The sequence below is a fragment of the Nocardia sp. 852002-20019_SCH5090214 genome (assembly GCF_001665865.1).
Taxonomy (GTDB): Bacteria; Actinomycetota; Actinomycetes; order Mycobacteriales; family Mycobacteriaceae; genus Nocardia; species Nocardia nova.
Window position 1 is genome coordinate 19,763 of the sequence record NZ_LZMK01000416.1, and the last position, 24,885, is coordinate 44,647.

General features: G+C 68.1%; 20 protein-coding genes, 1 tRNA gene and 1 riboswitch. Of the genes, 12 read left to right on the forward strand and 9 right to left on the reverse strand.

Annotated elements, in window-relative coordinates:
* The first annotated feature begins 182 nt into the window (after positions 1–182).
* From A5780_RS34715 to A5780_RS34750, 9 genes are all read left to right on the forward strand, one after another.
* On the forward strand, positions 183–1,898 hold the full coding sequence (locus A5780_RS34715; RefSeq protein ID WP_064911167.1) for an acyclic terpene utilization AtuA family protein: 1,716 nt from the start codon (positions 183–185) through the stop codon (positions 1,896–1,898).
* The gene (locus A5780_RS34720) at positions 1,850–3,046 is read left to right on the forward strand and encodes an acyl-CoA dehydrogenase family protein (protein ID WP_064911168.1); all 1,197 of its coding nucleotides are present in this window, start codon (positions 1,850–1,852) and stop codon (positions 3,044–3,046) included. The genes A5780_RS34715 and A5780_RS34720 overlap by 49 nt, the downstream gene beginning before the upstream one ends.
* Positions 3,047–3,105: 59 nt before the next feature.
* Entirely contained in the window at positions 3,106–4,647 is a 1,542-nt protein-coding gene (locus A5780_RS34725) for a carboxyl transferase domain-containing protein (RefSeq protein WP_193615617.1), read from the forward strand.
* An 8-nt stretch (positions 4,648–4,655) separates the two neighbouring features.
* Positions 4,656–6,677, forward strand: a complete 2,022-nt coding sequence (locus A5780_RS34730; protein ID WP_064911169.1) for a biotin carboxylase N-terminal domain-containing protein — start codon at positions 4,656–4,658, stop codon at positions 6,675–6,677.
* Between the two features lie 23 nt (positions 6,678–6,700).
* On the forward strand, positions 6,701–7,861 hold the full coding sequence (locus A5780_RS34735) for an acyl-CoA dehydrogenase family protein (protein ID WP_030516607.1): 1,161 nt from the start codon (positions 6,701–6,703) through the stop codon (positions 7,859–7,861).
* A gap of 111 nt (positions 7,862–7,972) precedes the next feature.
* A complete protein-coding gene (locus A5780_RS34740) occupies positions 7,973–8,761 on the forward strand; it encodes an enoyl-CoA hydratase family protein (RefSeq protein WP_064911183.1) in 789 nt (262 codons plus the stop codon).
* 7 nt (positions 8,762–8,768) lie between these two features.
* Positions 8,769–9,383: a TetR/AcrR family transcriptional regulator gene (locus A5780_RS34745; protein ID WP_063030014.1), complete on the forward strand. Its 615-nt coding sequence runs from the start codon at positions 8,769–8,771 to the stop codon at positions 9,381–9,383.
* A gap of 84 nt (positions 9,384–9,467) precedes the next feature.
* On the forward strand, positions 9,468–9,605 hold the full coding sequence (locus A5780_RS41540; protein ID WP_167355071.1) for a hypothetical protein: 138 nt from the start codon (positions 9,468–9,470) through the stop codon (positions 9,603–9,605).
* A gap of 86 nt (positions 9,606–9,691) precedes the next feature.
* Positions 9,692–9,764 (forward strand) — tRNA-Glu (locus A5780_RS34750).
* Between the two features lie 98 nt (positions 9,765–9,862).
* On the opposite strand, the gene A5780_RS34755 is transcribed toward A5780_RS34750, so the two are convergent.
* The 3 genes from A5780_RS34755 to thiD form a co-directional block, all read right to left on the reverse strand.
* Positions 9,863–11,800 carry a glycosyltransferase family 39 protein gene (locus tag A5780_RS34755; RefSeq protein ID WP_181068656.1) on the reverse strand — a complete coding sequence of 646 codons (1,938 nt, stop codon included), beginning with the start codon at positions 11,798–11,800 and terminating at the stop codon, positions 9,863–9,865.
* A gap of 20 nt (positions 11,801–11,820) precedes the next feature.
* Positions 11,821–13,122, reverse strand: coding sequence for a bifunctional glycosyltransferase family 2/GtrA family protein (locus A5780_RS34760; RefSeq protein ID WP_231983195.1), 1,302 nt, complete (start codon positions 13,120–13,122; stop codon positions 11,821–11,823).
* Positions 13,123–13,234: 112 nt separating this feature from the next.
* Complete coding sequence (gene thiD / locus A5780_RS34765) at positions 13,235–14,080, reverse strand: bifunctional hydroxymethylpyrimidine kinase/phosphomethylpyrimidine kinase (protein ID WP_064911171.1); 846 nt, start codon at positions 14,078–14,080, stop codon at positions 13,235–13,237.
* A 146-nt stretch (positions 14,081–14,226) separates the two neighbouring features.
* Between thiD and A5780_RS41545 the strand changes: the two genes are divergently transcribed.
* Positions 14,227–14,364 (forward strand): hypothetical protein, encoded by a 138-nt coding sequence (locus A5780_RS41545; RefSeq protein WP_169812419.1) that lies wholly within the window; start codon positions 14,227–14,229, stop codon positions 14,362–14,364.
* A gap of 45 nt (positions 14,365–14,409) precedes the next feature.
* Here A5780_RS41545 and A5780_RS34770 read toward each other — a convergent pair whose 3' ends face one another.
* Positions 14,410–15,543 carry an epoxide hydrolase family protein gene (locus A5780_RS34770; protein WP_064911172.1) on the reverse strand — a complete coding sequence of 378 codons (1,134 nt, stop codon included), beginning with the start codon at positions 15,541–15,543 and terminating at the stop codon, positions 14,410–14,412.
* 86 nt (positions 15,544–15,629) lie between these two features.
* Between A5780_RS34770 and A5780_RS34775 the strand changes: the two genes are divergently transcribed.
* Complete coding sequence (locus tag A5780_RS34775) at positions 15,630–16,277, forward strand: TetR/AcrR family transcriptional regulator (RefSeq protein WP_063015240.1); 648 nt, start codon at positions 15,630–15,632, stop codon at positions 16,275–16,277.
* Positions 16,278–16,286: 9 nt separating this feature from the next.
* On the opposite strand, the gene A5780_RS34780 is transcribed toward A5780_RS34775, so the two are convergent.
* Positions 16,287–17,774 carry an FAD-dependent monooxygenase gene (locus A5780_RS34780; protein WP_082976901.1) on the reverse strand — a complete coding sequence of 496 codons (1,488 nt, stop codon included), beginning with the start codon at positions 17,772–17,774 and terminating at the stop codon, positions 16,287–16,289.
* 88 nt (positions 17,775–17,862) lie between these two features.
* Between A5780_RS34780 and A5780_RS34785 the strand changes: the two genes are divergently transcribed.
* Positions 17,863–18,501: a TetR/AcrR family transcriptional regulator C-terminal domain-containing protein gene (locus A5780_RS34785; RefSeq protein WP_064902977.1), complete on the forward strand. Its 639-nt coding sequence runs from the start codon at positions 17,863–17,865 to the stop codon at positions 18,499–18,501.
* 112 nt (positions 18,502–18,613) lie between these two features.
* On the opposite strand, the gene thiC is transcribed toward A5780_RS34785, so the two are convergent.
* From thiC to A5780_RS34805, 4 genes are all read right to left on the reverse strand, one after another.
* Positions 18,614–20,245 (reverse strand): phosphomethylpyrimidine synthase ThiC, encoded by a 1,632-nt coding sequence (gene thiC, locus A5780_RS34790; RefSeq protein ID WP_064911174.1) that lies wholly within the window; start codon positions 20,243–20,245, stop codon positions 18,614–18,616.
* A riboswitch (TPP riboswitch) is annotated at positions 20,242–20,369 on the reverse strand. It overlaps the preceding gene by 4 nt.
* 93 nt (positions 20,370–20,462) lie before the next feature.
* A complete protein-coding gene (locus A5780_RS34795) occupies positions 20,463–22,256 on the reverse strand; it encodes a long-chain fatty acid--CoA ligase (protein WP_064911175.1) in 1,794 nt (597 codons plus the stop codon).
* Positions 22,257–22,402: 146 nt separating this feature from the next.
* On the reverse strand, positions 22,403–23,584 hold the full coding sequence (locus tag A5780_RS34800) for a fumarylacetoacetate hydrolase family protein (RefSeq protein ID WP_231983194.1): 1,182 nt from the start codon (positions 23,582–23,584) through the stop codon (positions 22,403–22,405).
* Positions 23,581–24,789, reverse strand: coding sequence for a homogentisate 1,2-dioxygenase (locus tag A5780_RS34805; RefSeq protein ID WP_063015236.1), 1,209 nt, complete (start codon positions 24,787–24,789; stop codon positions 23,581–23,583). Before A5780_RS34805 ends, A5780_RS34800 begins: the two co-directional genes overlap by 4 nt.
* Between the last annotated feature and the right edge of the window lie 96 nt (positions 24,790–24,885).

Consider the following 24,885-nt stretch of genomic DNA (forward strand, 5'->3'; position numbering starts at 1 on the left):
GTTCGCGGTGTACCCGATCGGGCCACGTTCGGACCGGTCGCGTGGCGCCGCACCGTGTCTACCTGCGGTTTCCACAATTAACAAGCACGCAGGCTTGATTTTTTCCATACCCGATGTGACCCTTGAACCCGACGCAGCGAAGGCGCTGCGGCAGGCACGTCGCATGAGGAGGCGCCGCGCAGATGACGAGTCTCGGCGCCGACCCGGAGGTCCTCCGGATCGGCAACTGTTCCGGCTTCTACGGCGACCGGTTGAGCGCGATGCGCGAGATGCTCGAGGGTGGGCAACTCGACGTGCTCACCGGTGACTATCTCGCCGAACTGACCATGCTGATCCTCGGCCGCGACCGGATGAAGGATCCGGCACTCGGCTATGCCAAGACCTTCGTGCGGCAACTCGAGGACTGCATGGGCCTGGCTCTCGAACGCGGCGTGCGCATCGTCGCGAACGCGGGCGGACTCAATCCGGCCGGATCGGCGCAGCGGGTCGCCGAGGTGGCCGGCAAGCTCGGCCTCACCCCGAAGATCGCCTACGTCGAAGGTGACGACCTGTTGCCGCGCGCCCAGGAACTGGGCTTGGGCGCACCGCTCACCGCCAACGCCTACCTCGGCGCGTGGGGTATCGCCGAGGCGCTGAACGCCGGGGCCGATATCGTCGTCACCGGCCGGGTCACCGACGCCTCCGTGGTCGTCGGACCGGCGGCCGCCCACTTCGGCTGGGCCCGAGACGATTTCGACGCCCTCGCCGGTGCGGTGGTCGCCGGACACGTCATCGAATGCGGCACCCAGGCCACCGGCGGCAACTTCGCGTTCTTCACCGAGATCGAGAATCTCGACCGGCCCGGCTTCCCGATCGCCGAGGTACGCCGCGACGGCAGTAGCGTCATCACCAAACACGCGAACACCGGTGGCGCGGTCACCGTCGACACCGTCGAAGCGCAGCTGATGTACGAGATCCAGAGCGCGCGCTACGCCGGACCCGACGTCACCGCCCGCCTCGACAGCATCCGGCTCGCCGCCGACGGTGACGACCGCGTGCTGATCGGCGGCGTGAGCGGTGAGGCGCCGCCACCCCGGCTGAAGGTCTCGCTGAACACCCTGGGCGGCTTCCGCAACGAGATGACCTTCGTGCTGACCGGACTCGACATCGAGGCCAAAGCCGCACTGGCGCAACGGCAGTTGGAAAGCTGGCTGCCGGTGCGTCCGGCCGAACTCGACTGGTCGCTGGCGCGGCTGGACCGTCCCGACGCCGAGACCGAGGAACAGGCCAGCGCGCTGCTGCGCTGCGTGGTCCGCGATCCCGACCCGCACAAGGTGGGACGCGCGTTCTCCAGCGTCGCAGTCGAATTGGCACTGGCCAGCTATCCCGGCTTCACGATGACCACACCGCCCGGAGACGGTGCGCCCTACGGCGTCTACACCGCGGGCTATGTCGACGCGGGCGAGGTCGCGCACACCGCGGTCCTTCCCGACGGCTCGCGCGTGGCGATCGCCCCGCCCGCGCAGACCCGGGAACTGGACGAGGTGGCCGAACCCGAGCTGCCGCAGCCCCTGCCGCCCGGTGAAACCCGCCGGGTCCCACTGGGTTCCATCGCTCTCGCCCGCAGCGGTGACAAGGGCGGAAACGCCAATATCGGGGTCTGGGTACGCACCGACGACCAGTGGCGCTGGCTGGTGCACACCCTCACCGTCGACACACTGCGGTCGCTGCTGCCGGAGACCGCGAAGCTCACCGTCACCCGGCACGTCCTGCCGAATCTGCGAGCGGTGAACTTCATCGTCGAGGACCTGCTCGGCCTCGGCGTCGCCTACCAGGCCCGATTCGATCCACAAGCCAAGGGCCTCGGCGAATGGCTGCGGTCCCGCCACCTCGACATACCTGTGGAGTTACTACCGTGACCAGTGTCTGGGAGACGCCCGAGCGGCGTGAATTACGCGCTACCGTACGAGGTTTCGCCGAGCGCGAGGTGCTGCCCTTCCTGGACGAGTGGGAGCGGGCCGGCGAGATCCCCCGCGAACTGCACAAGAAGGCGGGCGCGCTCGGACTGCTCGGGATCCAGTTTCCGGAGGCGGTCGGCGGCGCGGGCGGCGACGGCATCGACGCCGCGATCGTGGCCGAGGAGATGCACTACGCCGGCTGCTCGGGCGGACTGTTCGCATCCCTGTTCACCTGCGGTATCGCGGTGCCGCACATGGCCGCGTCCGGCAACGCCGAACTGATCGGACGCTGGGTGAAGCCCACCCTGGCGGGGGAGAAGATCGGCTCACTGGCCATCACCGAACCCGGTGGCGGTTCCGACGTCGGCCACCTCACCACCAGCGCGGTGCGCGACGGCGACGAGTACGTGGTCAACGGGTCGAAGACCTTCATCACCTCCGGCGTGCGCGCCGACTACGTCGTGACGGCCGTGCGCACGGGCGGGCCCGGCGCCTCCGGTGTCTCGCTGCTGCTGGTGGAGAAGGACCGGCCCGGCTTCACCGTCAGCCGCAAACTGGAGAAGATGGGCTGGCTGGCCTCCGATACCGCCGAACTGTCCTATGTCGACGTGCGCGTGCCGGTGTCGAATCTGGTGGGCGCGGAGAACTCCGGATTCGCCCAGATCGCACAGGCTTTCGTCAGCGAGCGGGTGGGGCTGGCGGTGCAGGCCTACGGGCATGCGCAGCGCTGCCTGGATCTGACCCTGCAGTGGTGCCGCGACCGCGAGACCTTCGGCCGCCCGCTCATCAGCCGGCAGGCCGTGCAGAACACGCTGTCGGAGATGGCGCGCCGCATCGACGTCGCCCGCGTCTACACCCGGCATGTGGCCGAACGCGCGGCGGACGGGGAAACCGATCTGATCGCCGAGGTGTGCTTCGCCAAGAACACCGCGGTGGAGACCGCGGAATGGGTTGCCCACCAAGCGGTTCAGTTGTTCGGCGGCCTGGGATACATGCGCGAATCCGAGGTGGAGCGCCACTACCGCGATGTGCGCATCCTCGGCATCGGCGGCGGCACCAACGAAATCCTGACCAGCCTCGCGGCCAAGCGATTGGGGTACCAATCTTGAGCACTCTCCGTACAGCCATCGACCCGAATTCGGCGGACTACCGCGCCGCCGCCGACGCCATGACCGAGAAATTGGCCGAGGTCGAAGCCGAATACGCCAAGAACATCGCGGGCGGTGGCCCGGACAAGATGGCGCGCCACCGCAAGCGCGGCAAGCTCACCGCGCGCGAGCGCATCGAACTGCTCATCGACGAGGATTCGCCGTTCCTGGAACTGGCGCCGCTGGCCGCCTGGGGCAGCGAATTCCACGTGGGCGCCTCGGTGATCGCCGGAATCGGCATCGTGGAGGGCGTCGAATGCATGATCGTGGCCCCGGATCCGACCGTGCGCGGCGGCACGTCGAATCCGTGGACGCTGCGGAAGAACCTGCGCATGAACGACATCGCGCTGGAGAACCGGCTTCCGGTGATCGGCCTGGTGGAATCCGGCGGCGCCGATCTGCCGACGCAGAAAGAGGTTTTCGTTCCGGGCGGTCGCATGTTCCGCGACCTCACCCGGCTCTCCGCGGCCGGAATCCCCACCATCGCACTGGTTTTCGGCAACTCCACCGCCGGTGGCGCCTACATTCCCGGCATGTCCGACTACACCGTCATGATCAAGGAACGCTCCAAGGTGTTCCTCGGCGGTCCACCGCTGGTCAAGATGGCGACCGGTGAGGAGTCCGACGACGAATCGCTCGGCGGAGCCGAGATGCACGCCCGCACCTCGGGTCTGGCCGACTATCTCGCCGCCGACGAACAGGACGCCATCCGGATCGGCCGTTCCATCGTGCGACGGCTGAACTGGCGCAAGACCGGACCCGCCCCGCGCCCGCGCGCCGAGGTGATCGAACCGCTCTACGATTCCGAGGAACTGCTCGGCATCGTGCCCACCGACCTGAAGATTCCGTTCGACCCGCGCGAGGTCATCGCCCGGGTGGTGGACGGATCCGATTTCGACGAATTCAAACCGCTCTACGGTTCCAGCCTGGTGACCGGCTGGGCGGAGCTGCACGGCTATCCGGTCGGCATTCTCGCCAACGCCCGCGGCGTGCTGTTCTCCGAGGAGGCGCAGAAGGCCGCGCAGTTCATCCAGCTGGCGAATCAGTCGAACACCCCACTGCTGTTCCTGCACAACACCACCGGCTACATGGTGGGTAAGGAATACGAGCAGAGGGGCATCATCAAACACGGCGCGATGATGATCAACGCCGTCTCCAATTCGAAGGTGCCGCATATCTCGCTGCTGATGGGCGCCTCCTACGGTGCCGGGCACTACGGCATGTGCGGGCGCGCCTACGATCCGCGCTTCGTCTTCGCCTGGCCCAGTGCGAAATCCGCCGTCATGGGCGGTGCGCAGCTGGCGGGCGTGATCTCCATCGTGGGCCGGGCCGCCGCCGAAGCACGCGGCCAGGCATTCGACGAGGAGGCCGACAAGGGCATGCGCGCGATGATCGAGGCCCAGATCGAGGCCGAATCGCTGCCGATGTTCATGTCGGGCCGGCTCTACGACGACGGTGTCATCGACCCCCGCGACACCCGCACGGTATTGGGAATGGCGTTGTCGGCCATCCACAATGCCCCGATCAAGGGCGCCGAGGGCTTCGGCGTCTTCCGGATGTGAGGTCTGAGATGACAGTAGGGCCGATCACGAACGTCCTGGTCGCCAACCGCGGGGAGATCGCCCGTCGGGTGTTCGCGACCTGCCGGCGTATGGGCGTCGCCACGACCGCGGTGTATTCCGACGCGGATGCGAACGCACCGCATGTGGCCGAGGCCGATGCGGCGATCCGGCTGACCGGCAACACCCCCGCCGAGACCTATCTGCGCGGCGATCTGATCATCGAGGCCGCCCGTGCCGCGGGCGCCGACGCGATCCATCCCGGCTACGGCTTCCTCTCCGAGAACGCGGAATTCGCGCGGCAGGTGATCGATGCCGGCCTGGCATGGGTGGGGCCGCCGGTCGCGGCCATCGAGCAGATGGGTTCGAAGGTCGAATCCAAGAAGATGATGGACGCCGCGGGCGTTCCTGTACTGGCCGAACTCGATCCGGCCGAGGTCACCGCGGACATGCTGCCCGTGCTGATCAAGGCGTCGGCCGGAGGTGGCGGGCGCGGTATGCGTGTGGTCCGCTCGCTGACCGACCTGCCGGAACAGCTCGAGGCCGCCCGGCGCGAGGCCGAATCGGCCTTCGGCGATCCGACGGTGTTCTGCGAGCGCTACCTGGAAACCGGCCGCCATATCGAGGTGCAGGTGATGGCCGACACCCACGGCCGGGTCTGGGCGGTGGGCGAGCGCGAATGTTCCATTCAGCGGCGGCATCAGAAGGTCGTCGAGGAAGCGCCGTCGCCGCTGGTGGAGCGGGTCGAGGGGATGCGGGAGCGGTTGTTCGAGGCGGCTCGCCTCGCCGCCGAGGCGATCGGCTACGAGGGTGCGGGCACGGTCGAATTCCTCGCCGACGAGCAGGGCGATTTCTTCTTCCTGGAGATGAACACCCGCCTGCAGGTGGAACATCCGGTCACCGAATGCACCACCGGCCTGGATCTGGTCCGGCTGCAGCTGCAGGTGGCGCAGGGCTACCGGCTGCCGCAGGACCCGCCGCCCCTGCGCGGCCACTCCATCGAGGTGCGGCTGTACGCGGAGGATCCGGCGCACGATTGGCAGCCGCAGAGCGGTGCGGTGCATCGCATCGAATTCGCGCCGGGCACAGCCGAATTCGCCGTCCTGACCGAGCCGGGTCTGCGGCTGGACTCCGGTGTGGTGGACGGTTCGGCGGTCGGGGTGTTCTACGACCCGATGCTGGCCAAGGTCATCTCCTATGCCGACACCCGCGAGGAAGCGGCGCATCTGCTGGCGGCCGCGTTGCAGCGGGCCCGCATTCACGGTCTGGTCACCAACCGCGACCTGCTGGTCCGGGTACTGCGGCATCCGGCCTTCCTCGCCGGTGATACCGATACCGCGTTCTTCGCCACGCACGGACTGGAAAATCTCGCCGCGCCGCTGGTTTCGGCGGACGACGAGGCGCTGTCCATCGTCGCGGCGGCGCTGGCGGACGCGGCCGCCAACCGGGCGCGAGCGCGCGTCGGCGCGGCGCTGCCGAGCGGATGGCGCAATCTGCCCTCGCAGGCGCAGAGCAAGTCCTACGAGAGCCGGGTGTCGGGGACACACGAGGTGCGGTACCGCTTGGCCCGCTCCGGGCTCGAGGTCGAGGGCCATGCGGGACTCGAACTGATCGAGGCCACACCGGATGTCGTGGTCCTGGGTGTGCCCGGCGAGCGTGGCTCGGTGCGGCGGCGGTTCGAGGTCGCTCGCTACGGCGACCTGGTGGCCGTCGATTCGCCGCTCGGCCCGGTCGCGGTGCGCCGGCTCCCGCGCTTCTCGGACCCGGCCGACCAGGTCGCCGAGGGGTCGTTGCTGGCGCCGATGCCGGGTTCGGTGATCCGGCTGGGTGCCGAGGTCGGCGCCGCCGTCGAGAAGGGACAGCCGATTCTCTGGCTCGAGGCCATGAAGATGGAACACACCATCGCCGCCCCGGCGGCCGGTGTGCTCACCGAACTGAATGTAGTTGCCGGACAACAGGTCGACGTCGGCGCCGTGCTGGCGGTCGTCCACGCCGAAACCACCTCCGCACCGGCCGAAGTCACCGCCGGATAGCCGCCCACAACAGGAGAATTTCCATGAGTTTCATCGAAACCGACGAACAGAAGCAGTTGCGGGCGGCCGTCGCCAAGCTCGCCGCGAAGTACAACTACCGCGACTACGTCTCCGCGAAGGCGCGCCGCAACGAACCGCTGGACGAATTGTGGGACGAGGCCGGCAAACTCGGCTTCCTCGGCGTGAACCTGCCGGAGGAGTACGGCGGCGGTGGCGCCGGAATCTACGAGCTGGCGCTGGTGATGGAGGAACTGGCCGCCCAGGGCGCCGGCCTGCTGCTGATGGTGGTCTCGCCCGCGATCTGCGGCACCATCATCACCAAGTACGGCACCGAGGAGCAGAAGCAGTACTGGCTGACCAAGCTGGCCGACGGCTCGTCGAAGATGGTGTTCGGCATCACCGAACCCGATGCCGGCTCCAACTCGCACAACATCACCACCACCGCGCGGCGCGACGGCGGCGACTGGATCCTGAACGGCCGCAAGATCTTCATCTCCGGTGTGGATCAGGCCGAGGCGGTGCTGATCGTCTCGCGCACCGAGGATTCCAAGACCGGCAAGTTGAAGCCGGCCCTGTTCATCGTCCCGACCGATACTCCCGGCTTCCAGAAGAACCGCCAGGAGATGGACATCATCGAGCCGGACAACCAGTTCACATTGTTCCTCGACGATGTGCGGCTGCCCGGCAGCGCGCTGGTGGGCCAGGAGGACGCCGCCATCGCGCAGCTGTTCGCCGGTCTGAATCCCGAGCGCATCATGGGTGCGGCGATGGCGGTCGGCATGGGCCGCTACGCCATCGACCGAGCCGTCGAATACGCCCGGGAGCGGCAGGTCTGGAAGACGCCGATCGCGGCGCACCAGGGCATTTCGCATCCGCTGGCCCAAGTGAAGATCGAACTCGAACTGGCCAAGCTGATGATGCAGAAGGCCGCGGTCCTCTACGATTCCGGCGACGACTTCGGTGCCGCGGAGGCTGCCAACATGGCGAAATACGCTGCGGCGGAGGCGAGTATCAAGGCCCTGGATCAGTCCATCCAGACGCACGGTGGTTCGGGCCTGACCGCGGATATCGGTCTCGCGGGCATGCTCGGCGCGGCCCGGATCGCGCGGGTGGCACCGGTGAGCCGGGAAATGATCCTGAACTTCGTCTCCCAGCATTCGCTGGGTCTGCCGAAGTCGTACTGAGCGGTGACCCGGCCGGGCCGCCCCTGCGCGGCCCGGCCGAGCACACCCACCCGAACCGGACGAGGAGGAATGCACGTGAGCGAAACCCCCGGCACCGAAACCGGCACCGAGATCACCGAAACCGGCGGCACCGAAACGCCTTTCGTGCGATACGAGGTGCGCGACGGCTTCGCGGTGGTCACGCTGGATTCACCGCACAATCGGAATGCGTTGTCCTCGAAGCTGGTTCGGGAGCTGCTCGACGGACTGCGCAAGGCCGGCGCCGACGAGCGGGCCCGCGGGGTGATCCTCACCCACACCGGTAATACGTTCTGCGCCGGCGCGGATCTCAAGGAGGCGCTCGACGCCGATCCGGCCGCGGCCGCCGATATCCGCACCGGATGGATGATCGACGTGCTGCGCGGCATCGTCGAACTGCACAAACCGGTGGTCGCGCAGGTCGACGGCAATGTGCGTGCGGGTGGGATGGGCATCGTCGGCGCCTGCGATATCGCCGTCGCCGGACCGTCGAGCAGTTTCGCGCTCACCGAGGCGCGGCTGGGCCTGGCGCCGTTCATGATCTCGCTCACACTGCTGCCGCGGCTGACCTCCCGGGCCGCCGCCCGCTACTACCAGACGGGAGAGACCTTCGACGCGGCCGAGGCCGAGCGGATCGGATTGATCACCGTCGCGGCCGCCGATGCCGCTGCCGAGGTGGCCCGCCTGTGCGGCGAACTGCGCAAGGGGTCCCCGCAGGGGTTGGCCGAAAGTAAGCGGCTGGTGAATGCGTCCATCGTCGCGGAATTCGATCGCACCGCCGATGAGCTGGCCAAACGTTCCGGCAGTTTCTTCGGCACACCCGAGGTGATCGAGGGGATGACGGCCTTCTTCCAGCGTCGCCCACCCAGCTGGGCAGAATGAACCGATCATGACCGCATCGCACGAACCCAAGCAGGACCGCAGCCGGGCCACCCGTCAGCGATTGCTCGAGGCGACCATCGACTGTCTGGCCGAAATGGGCTGGGCGGCGGCCACTGTCGCGGTGGTCGCCGAACGGGCCGGGGTCTCGCGCGGGGCGGCCCAACATCATTTCCCCACCCGGGAGGATTTGATCACCGCTGCCCTCGAGTACATGTTCGACACCCGGATGGCGCAGTCCAAGGCCGAGGCGGCGGCCGTGACCGAGGTGGCGCAGGGCGTCGGCCGCACCGAGGCGGTGGTGGCGCAGCTGGTCGAGTCCTATACGACTCCGCTGTTCAAGGCGGCGCTGCAGGTGTGGACCCACGCCGCGGCGGATCCGGTGTTGCGCGAACGCATCGTGCCGCTGGAGGCCCACTTCGGCCGCATCTCGCATCGCCTGGCCGTCGAGGCCCTCGGCGTCGACGATTCCGACCCGGTCGCCCACCACCTCGTGCAGGCCACCCTCGACATGGCGCGCGGCCTCGGCCTGGCCGACGTTCTGACCGATGACTCGGTCCGGCGCAAACAGATCGTGCATCAATGGGCGGCGACCCTGCACATGGGGTTGCACACCCCGCACTGACCCATGCCCGCCGGTGGGAACAGCGCCGCGCCACGCTACCGTAGCCGGACAAATTCATCGGATATCGAGCGAGGGGAATCGATCATGGATTCGGGTTCTGCGGCAGCTCTGGAAGGTATTCGGCAGGGATATCTCAACGGCGACCCGGTGGCGACCGCGCTGTTCATCCCGTTGTTCTTCATCGCCGGAATCTTCGGGCTCATCCAGGGCAAGCCGTTCTGAGATCGACGGTATGTGAACACCGGATTTGGTGCCGCCGCCCGGGACCGATAAGCTGACCGGGCTCCGGTTCCCGGAGCGAAGTTCTCGGCCCCGTCGTCTAGCGGCCTAGGACGCCGCCCTCTCAAGGCGGTAGCGCGGGTTCAAATCCCGTCGGGGCTACAACAACGCGATGCCCGCCCTCTTTCGAGGGCGGGCATTGTCGTTTCCGGGAGCACATGTCGTTTCCGGGAGCACATTTCGTTCGCGGGTCGGCTCGCTCATCGCGGCACGGTCAGGTCGTAGATCGTCACCCCGTCCACGTTCTGTGCGGTGAAATGGTGCCGCACCCAGGCGGTGATCCGCGCCGCCGTCGAATCCGCCGCACCGTCGCCCGGCCCGCGATCCGCACCGGCGACGAAGTAGTGGATATCCAGCGCCGCCACGTGGTCGCGGAACTGGTCCAGGGTCGGGGCGGGATCGCTGCCGTTGAATCCGCCGATCGCCATGACCGGCAGTTCGGTGGCGAGCTGGTATCCGGCCGCCCGGTTCGAGCTCACCGTGGCCGCGACCCATTCGTAGGCCTCGCCGTCGCGGTCCAGCAGGGCGGTCAACTTCTCGCTCGGTGTGCTGACCTGCATCGCGTTGCCGCCCGGGTTGTCGCGTCCCCAGGGGCCCGCGGCGGGCCCGCCCGCCCGGCCACCGTGCGTACCCGGTCCGAAACCCTCGGCGCCGGAGTTCTGCCCCCACGGCATCCGCGTACCCGCACGAACGTGCATCGGCATCCGGGGCCCGGCACTGGGAATCGGCCCGGTACGCGCGGTCGCGAGGGTGTCGACGGTATAGGCGAGCGGACCTGCGGCGCCGACCAGGCCCGCGGCGATCGCCAGCGCGGCAGCGATCCGCCGCGGCGCAGGCGACAGCAGCGCGACGGTGACCGCGATCCCGCCGACCAGCACCAGCCATCGCAGCCACGGTACGAATTCGATGTTGCGCGACAACAACATCCACGCGGTGGCGGTCGTCGTCGCCATCGTCGCCGCGGCGACCGCTCGGACCCACGGCCGTTCCCGGCGCCGCCACAGCAGCGTCGTCCCCGCACCGACGAGTGCCGCGATCGCCGGGGCCAGCGCCACCGTGTAGTACTGGTGGAAGATGCCCCGCATGAAGCTGAACACCAGGGCGGTCACGAGCAGCCAGCCGCCCCACATCACGAGCGCGGCGCGCTGATGGTCGGTGCGGGATGCTCTGCCGCGCAGAACGATCGCCGCGACGAGCAGGATCAGCGCGGCCGGAAGCAGCCAGGCGATCTGACCGCCCTGGGCGGGCTGGAACAGCCGGGTCAGCCCGCTCTCGCCCCAGAATCCGCCGCCGTGCGAGCCGAGGCTGCCGACCTCGTCGCCGTCGAGCCGGCCCAGGCCGTTGTATCCGAAGGTCAGCTCCAGCACCGAATTGTGTTGGGAACCACCGAAATACGGCCGGGAATCGGCCGGCCACAGCTCGGCGAGCAGAATCCACCAGCCGGCGGCGGCGACCATGGCCGCCGCCGCGGCGCCCAGATGCGCGATCCGCTTGCCCAGACGTGGCGGGCCGGCGATCAGGTAGGTGATCGCGAGGGCGGGGACCACCAGCAACACCTGCAATTGCTTTGCCAGGAAGCCGAATCCGATGAAGGCGCCGCACAGCACCAGCCACCGCAGCCGCCCGTCCTCGAGCCCGCGTGTCATGGCCCAGCATGCCGCCACCATCAGCAGGACCAGCAGCGCATCCGGATTGTCGAACCGGAACATCAGCGCCGCCACCGGTGTCACGGCGAGCACCGCGCCCGCGAGCAGACCGGCCACCGGCCCGAACGGCCGGCGCACCGTCGCCCACAGCATCGCGACCGCGCCCACGCCCATCAGCACCTGCGGCGCCAGCAGGCTCCAACTGGACAGCCCGAACGCCCGCACCGCCAGATCCATCGGCCACAGGGCGGCCGGGGTCTTGTCCACGGTGATCGCGTTCGCGGCATCCGAGGAACCGAAGAGGAACGCCTTCCACGACACCGAACCCGCTTGTGCCGCAGCCGCATAGAAGGAATTCGCCCACCCGTTGGCACTCAGGTTGCACAGGTAGGCGACGGCTGTCGTGAGCAGGAGCGCGGTCAGCGCCGGCCGCTCCCACCGTGGCCGGTCCGTAGCCGGCGACGGCGGGGCGGCCGACGCGTCCGGGGACATCGGCCGGATGAGGGTGGTGGTCACCGCGGTTCCGTCGAGGCCTGTGCCGTCGCGACGTCCTCGACCGCGATGTCCTCGACCGCGATGTCCTCGACCGCGATGTCCTCGACGGCGCTGCCGGCGACCGCGTTGCGGAAAACCCAGCGCAGTCCCACGAATCGGGTCAGCGTCGCCACCAGGTTCGCGACCACCAGTACCAGCAGTTCCACGTGCACGGACGCGTCCGGCGCCCACCGGTGCAGGGCGAACAGCGAACCACTGGTCAGCACCCAGGCGAAGGTGAAGATCAGCAGGCCCTGGAAGTGATGGGAGACCGCATTGCCCGAGCCGCGCACGCCGAAGGTGAAGGCGCGGTTCGCCGCGGTGTTGGCGACCGCGGTGATCAGCAGGGCGGCGAAGTTCGCGGGCTGGGCGCCCACCACGGCCTGCAACATCACGTACAGGAGCATGTAGGCCAGGGTGGAGAGCACACCGATGATGCCGAAGCGCACCAGCTGCCCGACCATGCCCAGCGGCACCCCGTCCACCAGCGGTTCCCGCCCGATGGCGGCGCGCAGCTCGTTGATCGGCAGCGCGCCGGTGGCCAGGCCGCGGCCCACCCGCCACACGCCGAGCAGATCCTTGCGGGCGGTGTCGACGATGTCCACGCGGCTGTCCGGATCGTCGATCCAGTCCACCGGCACCTCGTGGATGCGCAGCCCGGCGCGTTCGGCGATCACCAGCAGTTCGGTGTCGAAGAACCATTCCCCGTCCTCGACCAGCGGCAGGATCCGGCGCGCCACATCGGTGCGCATCGCCTTGAATCCGCACTGGGCGTCGGAGAACCGGGCCTGCAGCGAGGCTCGCAGAATCAGGTTGTAGCAGCGGGAGATGATCTCACGTTTGGGGCCGCGCACCACCCGCGAGGATTTCGCCAGCCGGGTGCCGATCGCCAGATCGGAATGTCCGGAGACCAGCGGGGCCACCAGCGGCAGCAGGGCGTTGAGGTCGGTGGACAGGTCGACGTCCATATATGCGACGACCTGTGCCTTCGAGGCCTCCCACACCGCACGCAGCGCGCGCCCGCGGCCCTTGCGGTCGAGGTGGACGACCTCGACCTCGGGCAGCTCCTCGGCGAGTGCGCGCGCCACGGCGAGCGTGGAATCGGTGGAGGCATTGTCTGCCACCGTGATTCGGGTCGAGAACGGAAATCCGTCACGCAGGAAAGCGTGCAGCCGGCGGACACAACCGGCGAGATCGCGCTCTTCGTTGTACACCGGGATCACGACCTCGAGCACCGGTGTGCGCGTCGAGTCGGGGGTGGTGGCCGCCTGGAACGCCATCGCTGTCTCGGTCATGATCCCAATCTCGGCGATCAGCCTTGGGCAGCGCTGCGTCCGACCTGTGAGCTTCCTGGGAGCGCGCCGGTTCGTCCGGCCTGGTCGTGAGGCGAATTCAGTTCTCGCGCAGCCGCCACAGCGGCGACACCGGACCGTGGCCGGCGCCGAGGTCGTAGGCGTCCTTCAGGCAGCGCGTGGTCCACTCCTTGGCGAAGGCCACCGCCTCCGGCACCCGGTAGCCGTGTGCCAGGGCGCAGGCGGAGGCGGCGGCCAGGGTGTCGCCGCCGCCGTGATCGTTACCGGTCGTGATGCGGGGCGCGGTGAGCTCGTGGAAGCGCTCGCCGTCGAACAGCAGATCGGTGCTGAATTCGGAGGAGCGCAGGTGGCCGCCCTTGACGACGGCCCAGCGCGGGCCGAGTGCGATCAGCGCCTCGGCGGCCTTGCGGGCGGTGCGGTCGTCGGTGACGGCGATGCCGGTGAGCAGCCGCACCTCGTCCAGATTCGGGGTCACCAGCGTGGCGCGCGGAATGAGAACCAAGCGCAGTGCGTCCAGGGCTTCCGCATGCAGCAGTGGGTCGCCGTGCATCGAGGCCGCCACCGGATCGACCACCAGCGGCACCGTGCCGTCGCGTCCGATACCGACCTCGTCGCAGACCTGCGCCACCGCCTCGATGATGGCGGTCGAGGCCAGCATGCCGGTCTTGGCGGCCGCGACCCCGATATCGCCCGTCACCACCCGCACCTGATCGGCGACGGTCTGCGGCGGGATCTCGTGGAAGCCACTGACCCCCACCGAGTTCTGCACCGTCACCGCGGCCACCGCCACGCAGGCGTGCACCCCCAGCAGCGCCATGGTCCGCGAATCGGCCTGAATTCCGGCCCCGCCCCCGGAGTCGGTTCCGGCGATCGTCAGCACCCGGACCGGCGTAGCACCCGGTTCCGGCAACGGCAGCAGTTTCACGAGACAGACCCTACGACGCGCCGGCACGCGACCGCAGCGTGGTCATCCACGCGGCCGTGCTGATGGCGCATTACGCCGATGCGGGAGTCCGGCGCGTACGGTCGAGCCAACAGGATCATTCGAATCCTGCCAAACAAAGGACCCTCATGTCCGATAAATCTCCGCGCAGCACCATGTCCAAGAAGTCCGGCAAGTCGCTGAAGGAGAAGCGAGCGGAGAAGAAGGCCAAGGGCGTCACCTCATCGGGTGTCGAGACGACGGTCGCGGGGAAGAAGCAGCGGTAGGGCGCCCCGGCTGAGCAGTCGTACCGACTGCTCAGCCGCGGGGATTCACCGGACCCGGGCGAAGAACGTCCGGATGTCGCCGACCAGCACCTCCGGTGCCTCGTGCGCGGCGTAGTGTCCGGCCGCGTCGTTGGGTCCGCCGGTCACCGATCCCACGTCGTAGGAATTCCAGCTCACGATGTTCTTGTGGTCGCGCTCGGCGAAGCGGCGGATCGAGCGGAAATCGCCGGCGAACATGGCCAGCGCGGTCGGGGTGGTGGTCGGCCCGTCCGGATGCGCGGTGGCGTGGGCGTTCTCGTAGTAGAACCGGATCGAGGAGGCCGCGGTGCCGGTGAGCCAGTACAGCGCGATATTGCCGATCACGAATTCCGGATCGAGGCTTTCACCGAAAAGCTGTGCGTTCCAGCCCAAGAGCCCCAGCGGGGAGTCGCTGAGCGCGTAGGCCAGTGTCTGCGGTTGCTGGCTGCACAGGATGTTGAACGCCATCTTGTTGTCATGGAACCACTGCAGGTGCGCCAGCGCCCCCAGGTCCTCTTCGGACAAGCCCTCGAATTCCGCCGGATCGCCGGAGGGGAAGGAGAACAACTGCGTCACGTGCACCCCCACCACGCGATCACCGGCCAGCCGGCCGATCTCCGGGGAGATCATCGACCCGCCGTCGTTGCCGATCGCGCCGAAGCGCTGGTAGCCGAGCCGATCCATCAGCTCCACCCAGGCCCGGGCGGTGCGCTGGGTGTCCCAGCCGGTGCTGCGGGTCGGGCCGGAGAAGCCGAAACCCGGCAGCGACGGCACGACCACGTGGAAGGCCGGATGGTCGGGCGATTCCGGTTCGGTGAGCGCCTCGATCACGTCCAGGTACTCCAGTACCGAACCGGGCCAGCCGTGGGTGAGGATCACCGGCAGGGCATCCGGCCGCGACGAGCGGACATGCAGGAAGTGGATGTCCGCGCCGTCGATCTCCGCGCGGAACTGGGGATAGGCGTTCAGCCGGGCTTCCGTTGCGCGCCAGTCGAATTCGTTCAGCCAGTACTCGGCGAGCGCGCGCACCCGATAGCCCGGCACACCGTAGGCGTCACCGACACCGGGCAGTTCGTTCGGCCACAGCGCCCGGCGCAGCCGATCGGCGAGGTCGTCGAGGCGGTCCTGCGGGATGTCGATGTGGAACGGGCGGATGGTCATGATCGTCTCCCTCTGGAACGGAATGTTTCGTTCTGTTCAGACCGTATCAGAACGGATCATTCCGTTTCAAGTGCTACGCTGCGATCATGCCGAAATCAGCCGACGCCCCAGCTCACCAGGCGCTTCCCGGCCGCAAGGCGCAGGCCGCGCGCAACGACGGGATCATCCTCGACGCCGCCCGCGCGGTCTTCCTCGCCGATGCGACCGCGCCGATCTCGGCCGTCGCCGAACGGGCCGGGGTGGGGATCAGCGCGCTGTATCGCCGCTATCCGAGTAAGGAGGCGCTGCTGCGCACGCTCTGCTACCAGGGGCTGTGCCGTTACAACGCCGAGGGTGCGGCCGCGCTGGAGTTGCCGGCGGATGCGGACGTGCTGGCGGAATTCCTGCGCCGGGTGGTCGACGCCGATGTGCATTCGCTGACCGTGCGACTGGCCGGGACCTTCACGCCGGACGAATCCTTCGCCCCTCAGGTGCGGCGCTCGGCAGCATTGAACGAGGAGATACTGCGCCGGGCAACGGTTTCCGGCGCCGTGCGCGACGGGGTGACGGTCGCCGACCTGAGCCTGGTGCTGGAGGCGTGCGCGGCGATCGTCCTCCCCGATCCCACCCGGACCACGCAACTGCGTCATCGCATGCTCGCCCTGCTGCTCGACGGTCTGCGCACCCCGGGCGAACTCCCCGGCCCCGCACCGCAACCCGAGGATTTCACCGCGCGCTGGCAGCCCCGGAAGTAGCCGTCGAATTCACCGCACTGCGGTATTCGCGCCGACCCAGGTGGTGAGCGCCGCGTCCAACCCCTCGGTGCTGGAATCGACTGCGGCCCAGGCGATATAGCCGTCCGGGCGGATGAGGGTATGCGTGGGTGCCGGAACGGGCCCGAGGCCCGGAACGGTCCATTCGGCGCCCCGATCCTGTGCGCACACGATGTCCACCCGATCCTTCCAGTCGCTGATATCGGGCACCTCGGCTGCGTTGCGCACCAACACGATCGGCCGCCCCGGGCGCAGCAGTTCATGGACGCGGGCGGGGCCGTCGGCAGTCACGATGTCGGAATCCGGAACACGCCGGCCGCACAGCGGATGGTGGTCATCGCAGTCGTAGCGGATGTCGAGCGCGGTGATCATGAGTCCGAGGCGATGACGGACCTCGTCGATCGCGAGGAGGTCGGACATGCTGTCGCGCAACGCGTCCACGTGTGCGCCAGGTCGTGACAGCGCCGTCTGGGCGCGTGTGTTCTGCAGTACCCGTGCGGCGATCGGCCGGCGTTCGGACTCGTAGGTGTCCAGCAGCGCGTCGGAGGCATTGCCGCGCAGGACGGCGGCCAGCTTCCAGCCCAGGTTGGCCGCATCCTGCAGACCCAGATTCTGGCCTTGGCCACCGGCCGGGAAATGGATGTGCGCGGCATCGCCGGCCAGGAACACCCGGCCGACGCGGTAGCGATCGGCCTGCCGGGCGGCATCGCCGTAGTGGGTGACCCACCGCGGGCTGTGCATACCGAAATCGGTGCCGGCGAGTTCGGTGAATGCGCCGAGAAATTCGTCGAAGATCAACTCGCTGCCCCGCTCGCGCACCCGGTCGTGGCACTGGGCGATCAGCCGGTACCACCCTGGCTCGAACTGGATCACGGAATAGTCGCCGGTAGCGCCCCGGGCGCCGAAGAACAACTCGGCAGGGGGAGCGGCGAGTTCGACATCGGCGATCATTCCCGTCACCGTCGCGTCGGTACCGTCGAAGCCGATGCCCGCGAGCTTGCGCACCGCACTGCGCCCGCCGTCGCAGCCGACCAGGTAAGCGGCGCGGATACGGCGGGGGTGGGTCCCGCCGACCTCGACCTCCACCTCGGAATCGTCCTGACGAAATCCCGTGACCGGCGAATCCCACTGAACGGGCGCGCCGGCCGCCGTCGCGTGACGGTCCAACTCGCGCTCGATCACCGACTGCAACACCGCGAGCGTGTACGGGAAGCGGGTGTGGAAGTCGCTGAAGTCGAGCGGAAGTCCGCCGAAATGCCCCCGCGGCAGAGTGCGTCCCTGACGCAGCAGCTCGTCGAGCAGGCCGCGCTGATCGAGGATCTCCATGGTGCGCGCGTGAATACCTCCGGCCCGGGATTCGCCGGTGCGGGCCGGCAGCGCGTCCAGCAGTTCCACTTCGACCCCGGCCAGCCGCAATTCGTACGCCAGCATCAGGCCGGTAGGCCCGCCACCTGCGACGACCACCTCGGTTGTGTGCACGACCCGCTCCTTAACGTTGTTAAAGCCTTAACGTCGTTAAGGAGACCAGAACGTTGTTAAGCTGTCAAGCAATCGACTGGGAGGTGCGATGAAACTCGACGCCAACGTCATCGGCGCGGCCGCGCTGGAGCTGCTGGACGAGACCGGGCTCGACGGGCTGACCATGCGCAAGGTGGCGTCGGCGCTGAACGTGCAGGCGCCGGCGCTGTACTGGCATGTCAAGAACAAGCAGGAACTGCTCGATGTGATGGCGCGCGCGGTCTTCACCGCCGCGGTCGACCGCGTGGAGGGGCCGCGCCGGGGCGAGAGCTGGCAGGACTGGATCGCCGAACTGGCCGGGCGGCTGCGGCGTTCGATGCTGCGCCACCGCGATGGCGGCAGACTGCTCGCCGGTACCTACGTCAGCGACGAATCGATGTGGCGCACAATGGAATTGACGCTACGCACACTGGAGGACGCGGGCTTCTCCGCCGATCAGGCCGGGTGGGTCTTCCCGATCGTCCTGCATTACACGGTCGGCTTCGTGATCGAGGAGCAGGCGCGTACGGGCGCGGACTACGGTGCCGACAATCCCTACGCCCACCTCGACCGGGCGGTGGACCCCGATCGCTATCCGCGTACGGCCCACCTGGTCACCACGCTGTCCTCGATCGATCCGAACGACGAATTCGACCACGGCGTCCGCGTGATCCTCACCGGAATCCGGACGCTCGCGAACATCGAGTGATGAGTCGCGGGCGTGCGGCACATCTGCGGCGCCGACGCACGCCCTGGCGGCGAGCGGGCGTCGGCGCGCGCAGCGTAACGGCCGGACCGTTACGGCACAACAGCTTTCGCTGTCAGGACACGACCGGCAGATAGACCTTTCCACCGGCCTCGGCGAATTCGGCCGACTTCTCGGCCATACCGGCCTCGATCGCCTCCACGTCGGTGAGTCCCTGCTTCTCCGCGTACTCGCGCACATCGGCGGAGATCCGCATCGAGCAGAACTTCGGGCCGCACATCGAGCAGAAGTGAGCGGTCTTGGCGGGTTCGGCGGGCAGCGTTTCGTCGTGGTACTCCCGCGCGGTGTCGGGGTCCAGCGAGAGCGCGAACTGGTCGTGCCAGCGGAATTCGAAGCGCGCCTTGGACAATGCGTCGTCGCGTTCCTGCGCCCGCGGATGCCCCTTGGCGAGATCGGCGGAATGCGCGGCGATCTTGTAGGTGATCACGCCGGTCTTCACATCGTCGCGGTTGGGCAGCCCCAGATGTTCCTTCGGGGTGACGTAGCAGAGCATCGCGGTGCCGGCCTGGGCGATGATCGCCGCGCCGATCGCCGAGGTGATGTGGTCGTAGGCCGGTGCGATGTCGGTGGCGAGCGGGCCCAGGGTGTAGAACGGCGCCTCCTCGCACAGCTCCTCCTCGAGCCGCACGTTCTCCACGATCTTGTGCATCGGGACGTGGCCCGGGCCCTCGATCATCACCTGCACGCCATGGGATTTCGCGATCTTGGTCAGCTCGCCGAGGGTGCGCAGTTCGGCGAACTGCGCCTCGTCGTTGGCATCCGCGATGGAACCGGGCCGCAGTCCGTCGCCGAGCGAGAAGGTGATGTCGTATTTCGCGAGGATCTCGCACAGCTCCGCGAAGTTCGTGTACAGGAACGATTCCTGGTGGTGGGCCAGACACCACGCCGCCATGATCGAACCGCCGCGCGAGACGATGCCGGTGACGCGCTTGGCGGTCAGCGGTACGTACCGCAGCAGCACCCCGGCGTGCACGGTCATGTAGTCCACGCCCTGCTCGGCCTGCTCGATCACGGTGTCGCGATAGATTTCCCAGGTCAGCTCGGTCGGATCGCCGTTCACCTTCTCCAGAGCCTGGTAGATCGGCACGGTGCCGACCGGTACCGGCGAATTCCGCAGGATCCACTCGCGGGTCTCGTGGATGTTCTTACCGGTGGACAGGTCCATGATGGTGTCGGCGCCCCAGCGGGTGGCCCACACCATCTTCTCCACCTCTTCGGCGATCGAGGAGGTGACCGCGGAGTTGCCGATGTTGGCGTTGATCTTCACCGCGAACTTCTTGCCGATGATCATCGGCTCGCATTCGGGATGGTTGTGGTTGGCGGGGATCACGGCCCGGCCGGCGGCCACCTCGTCGCGAACCAATTCCGGCGAAACACCTTCGCGCGCAGCGATATACCGCATCTCGGCGGTGATCGCGCCGGCTCTGGCCCAGGCCAGCTGGGTGCGCGGGCCCGGCACCTCCGGTTCGGTCCAGCCGGCGCGGAGCTTCGGAAGTCCGGCCTCCAGGTCGATCGTCGCCGAATCGTCGGTGTACGGCCCGGAGGTGTCGTAGACGTCGAAGTGTTCGCCGTTGGTCAAATTGATCCGGCGGACCGGGATGCGCAACGTCGTCCCGTCGGCGTCGATCTGCTCGTAGTGCTTTGCGCTGCCCGCAATGGGGCCGGTGGTGACATGGTTCGACGACATGTGAGCTCAATCCTCCCTACGCCGGCATTACCCGGTCAGGTTCGTACGGTCGACGGCCCTCGATCCGCCCGAATGGGCTAGCCGTCCTCTCAGCCCGCTGGTGCGAGCCCCCGTTGGCACGATGTGGTACCCGGCCGAGGGTACCGCGCGACCGTGGGGCGCGTCACTGCCCCCGCGATCGGCCCCTGAATCGGACTCGGTAGTCGAACCGGCCCTGCTACGTCGAATACAGTGCCTCGATTTCCTCGGCGAAGTCGCGCAGGACCACGTTGCGCTTGAGTTTGAGGGACGGGGTGAGATAGCCGTTGGCCTCGGTGAATTCGGTGCGCAGCAGCCTGAACTTCCGGACCGCCTCGGCTCGGGATACGGCCGCGTTGCCGTCGTCGACGGCGGCCTGGATCGCGCTCAGCAGCTCCGGGTCGGAATCGAGGTCTTCGAGGGTGGCCTCGGAGGGTTTGCCGTGCAGCTGCTTCCAGATCGGGAAGTGCTCGCTGTCGACGGTGACCAGACAGGTGACGAAAGGTTTGGCGTCGCCGACGACCACGACTTCGCCGACGATGGCGTGGGCTCGAATGCGGTCTTCGATCACCGCCGGGGCGACGTTCTTGCCGCCGGCCGTCACGATGAGTTCTTTCTTGCGGCCGGTGATGGCCAGGTAGCCCTCGTCGTCGAGTGAGCCGATGTCGCCGGTGGCGAACCAGTCGTCGCGGAAGGTGTTCGCGGTGGCCACGGGGTTGTTCCAGTAGCCGGGGAACATCTGGGGACCTCGCAGCAGGATCTCGCCGTCTTCATCGATGCGAACCGTCGTGCCCGGCACCGGCTGGCCGACGGTTCCGATCTTCGGCCGGTCGTCCGGGTTGAAGGTGGCGATTCCGGAGGTTTCGGTGAGCCCGTAACCCTCCAGCACCGTGAAGCCGACGCCGCGGAAGAAGTGCCCCAGGCGTTCGCCGAGTGGAGCACCGCCGGAGAGGGCGTGCGTGGCCCGGCCACCGAGCGCGGCTCGCAGCTTGCGATACACCAAACGGTCGAACAGCTGATGGCGTAATCGCAGCCCCAGCGGGACGTGGTCGGCATCCAAGGCGCGGCTGTAGGCGATCGCCGTATCCGCGGCGATGTCGAAGATCCGGCCCCGATGCGTCAACTGCGCCTGCGTGCGCGCCGTGTTGAAGACCTTCTCGAACACCCGCGGTACGCCGAGAATCAGCGTCGGCCGGAAGGTGCCCAGCTCGTCGGTGACGTTCTTGACGTCGCCGACATGACCGATCTTGATCGGCACGAGCGCGGCGGCCACCTCGACGATCCGCCCGAACACATGGGCCAGCGGCAGAAACAGCAGGACCGACGACTCGCCCGTGCGGAACAACTGCGGCAGGCGGGCGGTCGCGTTGCTCAGTTCGCCCAGGAAGTTGCCGTGGGTGATCCGGCATCCCTTGGGCCGGCCGGTGGTGCCGGAGGTGTAGACGATGGTCGCGAGAGAGTCCCCGGCGATCGCGGAGCGCCGTTCGTCCAGCGCGGCGTCGGTGACATCGGCGCCGGTTCGCACGAGGGTGGCGACCGCGTCCGCCTCGATCTCCCAGATGTGCGCGAGATCGGGCACCTGTTCCTGCACCTTGCCCACGACGGCCGTATGCGCGGCGGTTTCCGTGATCACCGCGACGGCTCCGGAATCGGAGAGTATCCATTGCACCTGTTCGGCGGAGGACGTCTCGTATACCGGAACGGTGACGGCCGCGGCGCACCAGAGGGCGAAATCGAGCAGTGTCCACTCGTACCGGGTGCGGGACATGATCGCCACCCGATCGCCCGGCTCGATACCACTGGCGATCAGGCCCTTGGCCGCCGCTCGCACCTCGGCGAGGAATTCGACCGCGGTCAGATCCTCCCATCGGGAGTCGCGTTTTCGAGCGATGACCGCGACGTCGGGATACTTTTCGGCGTTGCGGTGAACAAGGTCGCCGAGGGTGGCGCCGGGGGGAACTTCCTGTAGGGCCGGCAGGCTGTATTCGCGCATAGCTGCTCCTCGTAAGCCACGCTGCCGATGGTGTTCACCGCACCGAACGGTTGGGGAAGACGCGCTCCGTGCTGTGACGTCTCTCACATTGTAGTCGCGCTGCACAATTATCGGTTGTGTCTGCCAGGAGGGTGACACCCCGCCGATCAGCGGCGAGAGGGCAGGATCCGGCCGCTGACCTCACCCAACGCCATAGGTGAGCCGCCGGGGCCAGGGGCCGTCGCGGTCAGCAGGACCGTATCCCCGTCGGCGAGGAAGGTCCGCTCGGAGCCGCCGACGTCGACGGGTTCGGCGCCGTTGCCGGAGAGTTCGATGAACGATCCGCTCTGATCCCGGCGGGGACCCGAGATGGTGCCGGAGGCGAACAGGTCGCCGGGCCGGGTGCCGGCGCCGTTGGCCGTCAGATGGGCCAGCATCTGCGCCCCCGACCAGTACATCGCCCGATACGGCGGCGCACTCACCGGGACGCCGTTCCAGTGCACGCGCACGTCGATGTCGAACCCCCAATCCTGTTGTCCCCGTAGGTAGGGAAGGGGTTCCGGGGTTTGTTCCGGCAGCGCGATCCGGGCGGATTCCAGCGCGGCGAGCGGCGTGATCCACGCCGCCAGCGAGGTGGCGAACGATTTGCCGAGGAACGGGCCGAGCGGCTGTCCCTCCCAGGCCTGTATGTCGCGGGCCGACCAGTCGTTGACCAGCGCCACGCCGAAAACATGATCGGGGAACGCGTCCACCGCGATCGATGTCCCGAGCTCGGAACCGGCGCCGACGACGAAGCCGAGTTCCGCCTCGATGTCCAGCCGTGCGGACGGCGCGAATTCCGTTGCGCCCGAGCTGGTCCGGCCCTGTCCGCAGGGCCGGACCACCGGGGTGCCCGAGACCACCACGCTGCCCGCGCGCCCGTGATAACCCACCGGCAGGTGTCGCCAATTCGGCAGCAGCGGTTCGCCGCCGGGACGCAGGAACCGCCCGAGCCGGGTGGCGTGGTCGATACTCGCGTAGAAGTCCACATAGTCGCCGATCGCGATCGGGAGCTTCGATCGCACCGACGCGAGCGGATGGATCACCGCCGCGGGCAGTGGCCCGCGCACCGCCTCCCGCAGCCGTTCGCGCACCGTGTGCCAACGCCGTGGCCCCTGGGCCAGGAAAGCGTTCAGATCGGGTCGCGCGAACGTCGAATCATCCAGCAACACAGAAAGATCCACGACATCCGAGCCGATCCGGGCGCCGACTCGGAAATCGCCGCCGGGCGGCGCGAACACCCCGTAGGGCAGGTTGTCCGGCCCGAACGGGGCATCGTCGGACACCTCCAGCCGGACCGTGGCGTTCACGCCCGCTCCGAACTCGGCCCGCGGCCCGACCAGGTCCACGCGTAATCCGGGTCCTCGCAGGCCAGGGCGCCCTCGCCGAGCCCCAGCGGGCGGAAGGTGTCGACCATCACCGCCAGCTCGTCGAAATAGTCCACGCCGATACTGCGCTCGTAGGCGCCCGGCTGCGGACCGTGCGCATATCCGCCCGGATGCACCGAGACCGATCCCGGTCCGATACCGGAACCGCGCCGCGCCTCGTAGTTTCCGCCGCAGTAGAACAGGATCTCGTCGGAGTCGACGTTGGAGTGGTAGTAGGGCACCGGAATCGACAGCGGGTGGTAGTCGACCTTGCGGGGTACGAAATCGCAGATCACGAAGTTCGTCCCCGCGAAGGCCTGGTGCACCGGTGGCGGCTGATGAATCCGGCCGGTGATCGGCTCGAAATCGGCGATATCGAAGGTGTACGGGTACAGGCAGCCGTCCCACCCCACCACGTCGAACGGATGATGGGCGTACACCATTCGGGTGCCGAGTATTTCGGCGCCGGGCCGATGTTTCACCAGCACCTCGACCTCGGTGCCGGACTCCTGGAGCGGCTCGGCGGGACCGTGCAGATCCCGCTCGCAGTACGGCGAATTCTCCAGGAACTGGCCGCTTGCGGACAGATACCGCTTCGGTGCGGTGATATGTCCGGTCGCCTCGATGATGTAGCCGCGCAGCGGTTCCGGGCCCTGCGGCCGCCAGCGATGCGTGGTCGCCCGCGGCAGCAGCACGTGATCGCCGGCGTGCACCGGCAGCCGCCCGAAAACGGTATCCACCACGCCCGATCCGGATTCGACGTAGACCAGCTCGTCACCGATCGCGTTGCGGTACAAGGGGGATTCGCGCAGCGCCGCCACATAGGAGATGCGCACGTCGTCGTTGCCGAGGATCAGGCGGCGGCCCGTCACGACGTCGGTCTGCGCGAGTACGGACTCGGGGAACAGTTCGTGCAGCCGCAGGTGCCGGTGCCGCAGCGGATGGTTCGGCACGGTCCGGGGATTCGGCGGCCGCCAGACCGAGGAGTCGACGATCGCCGGCGGCAGGCCGCGGTGATACAGCAGCGACGAGTCGCCGGAGAAGCCTTCCTCGCCCATCAGCTCCTCGTAGAGCAGCTGCCCCCGTTCGTCACGATGCTGGGTGTGCCGCTTCGCCGGTAGGAATCCCAGTTGCCGATAGAACGCCATACCGCTCTCCCGCCGGGTCGCTGGTCGAATGGACGCCGATTTCCATTTTAGCTAGACCGATTGCCGGAGAGTGCGAACTTCGGCCGGCAGAAATAC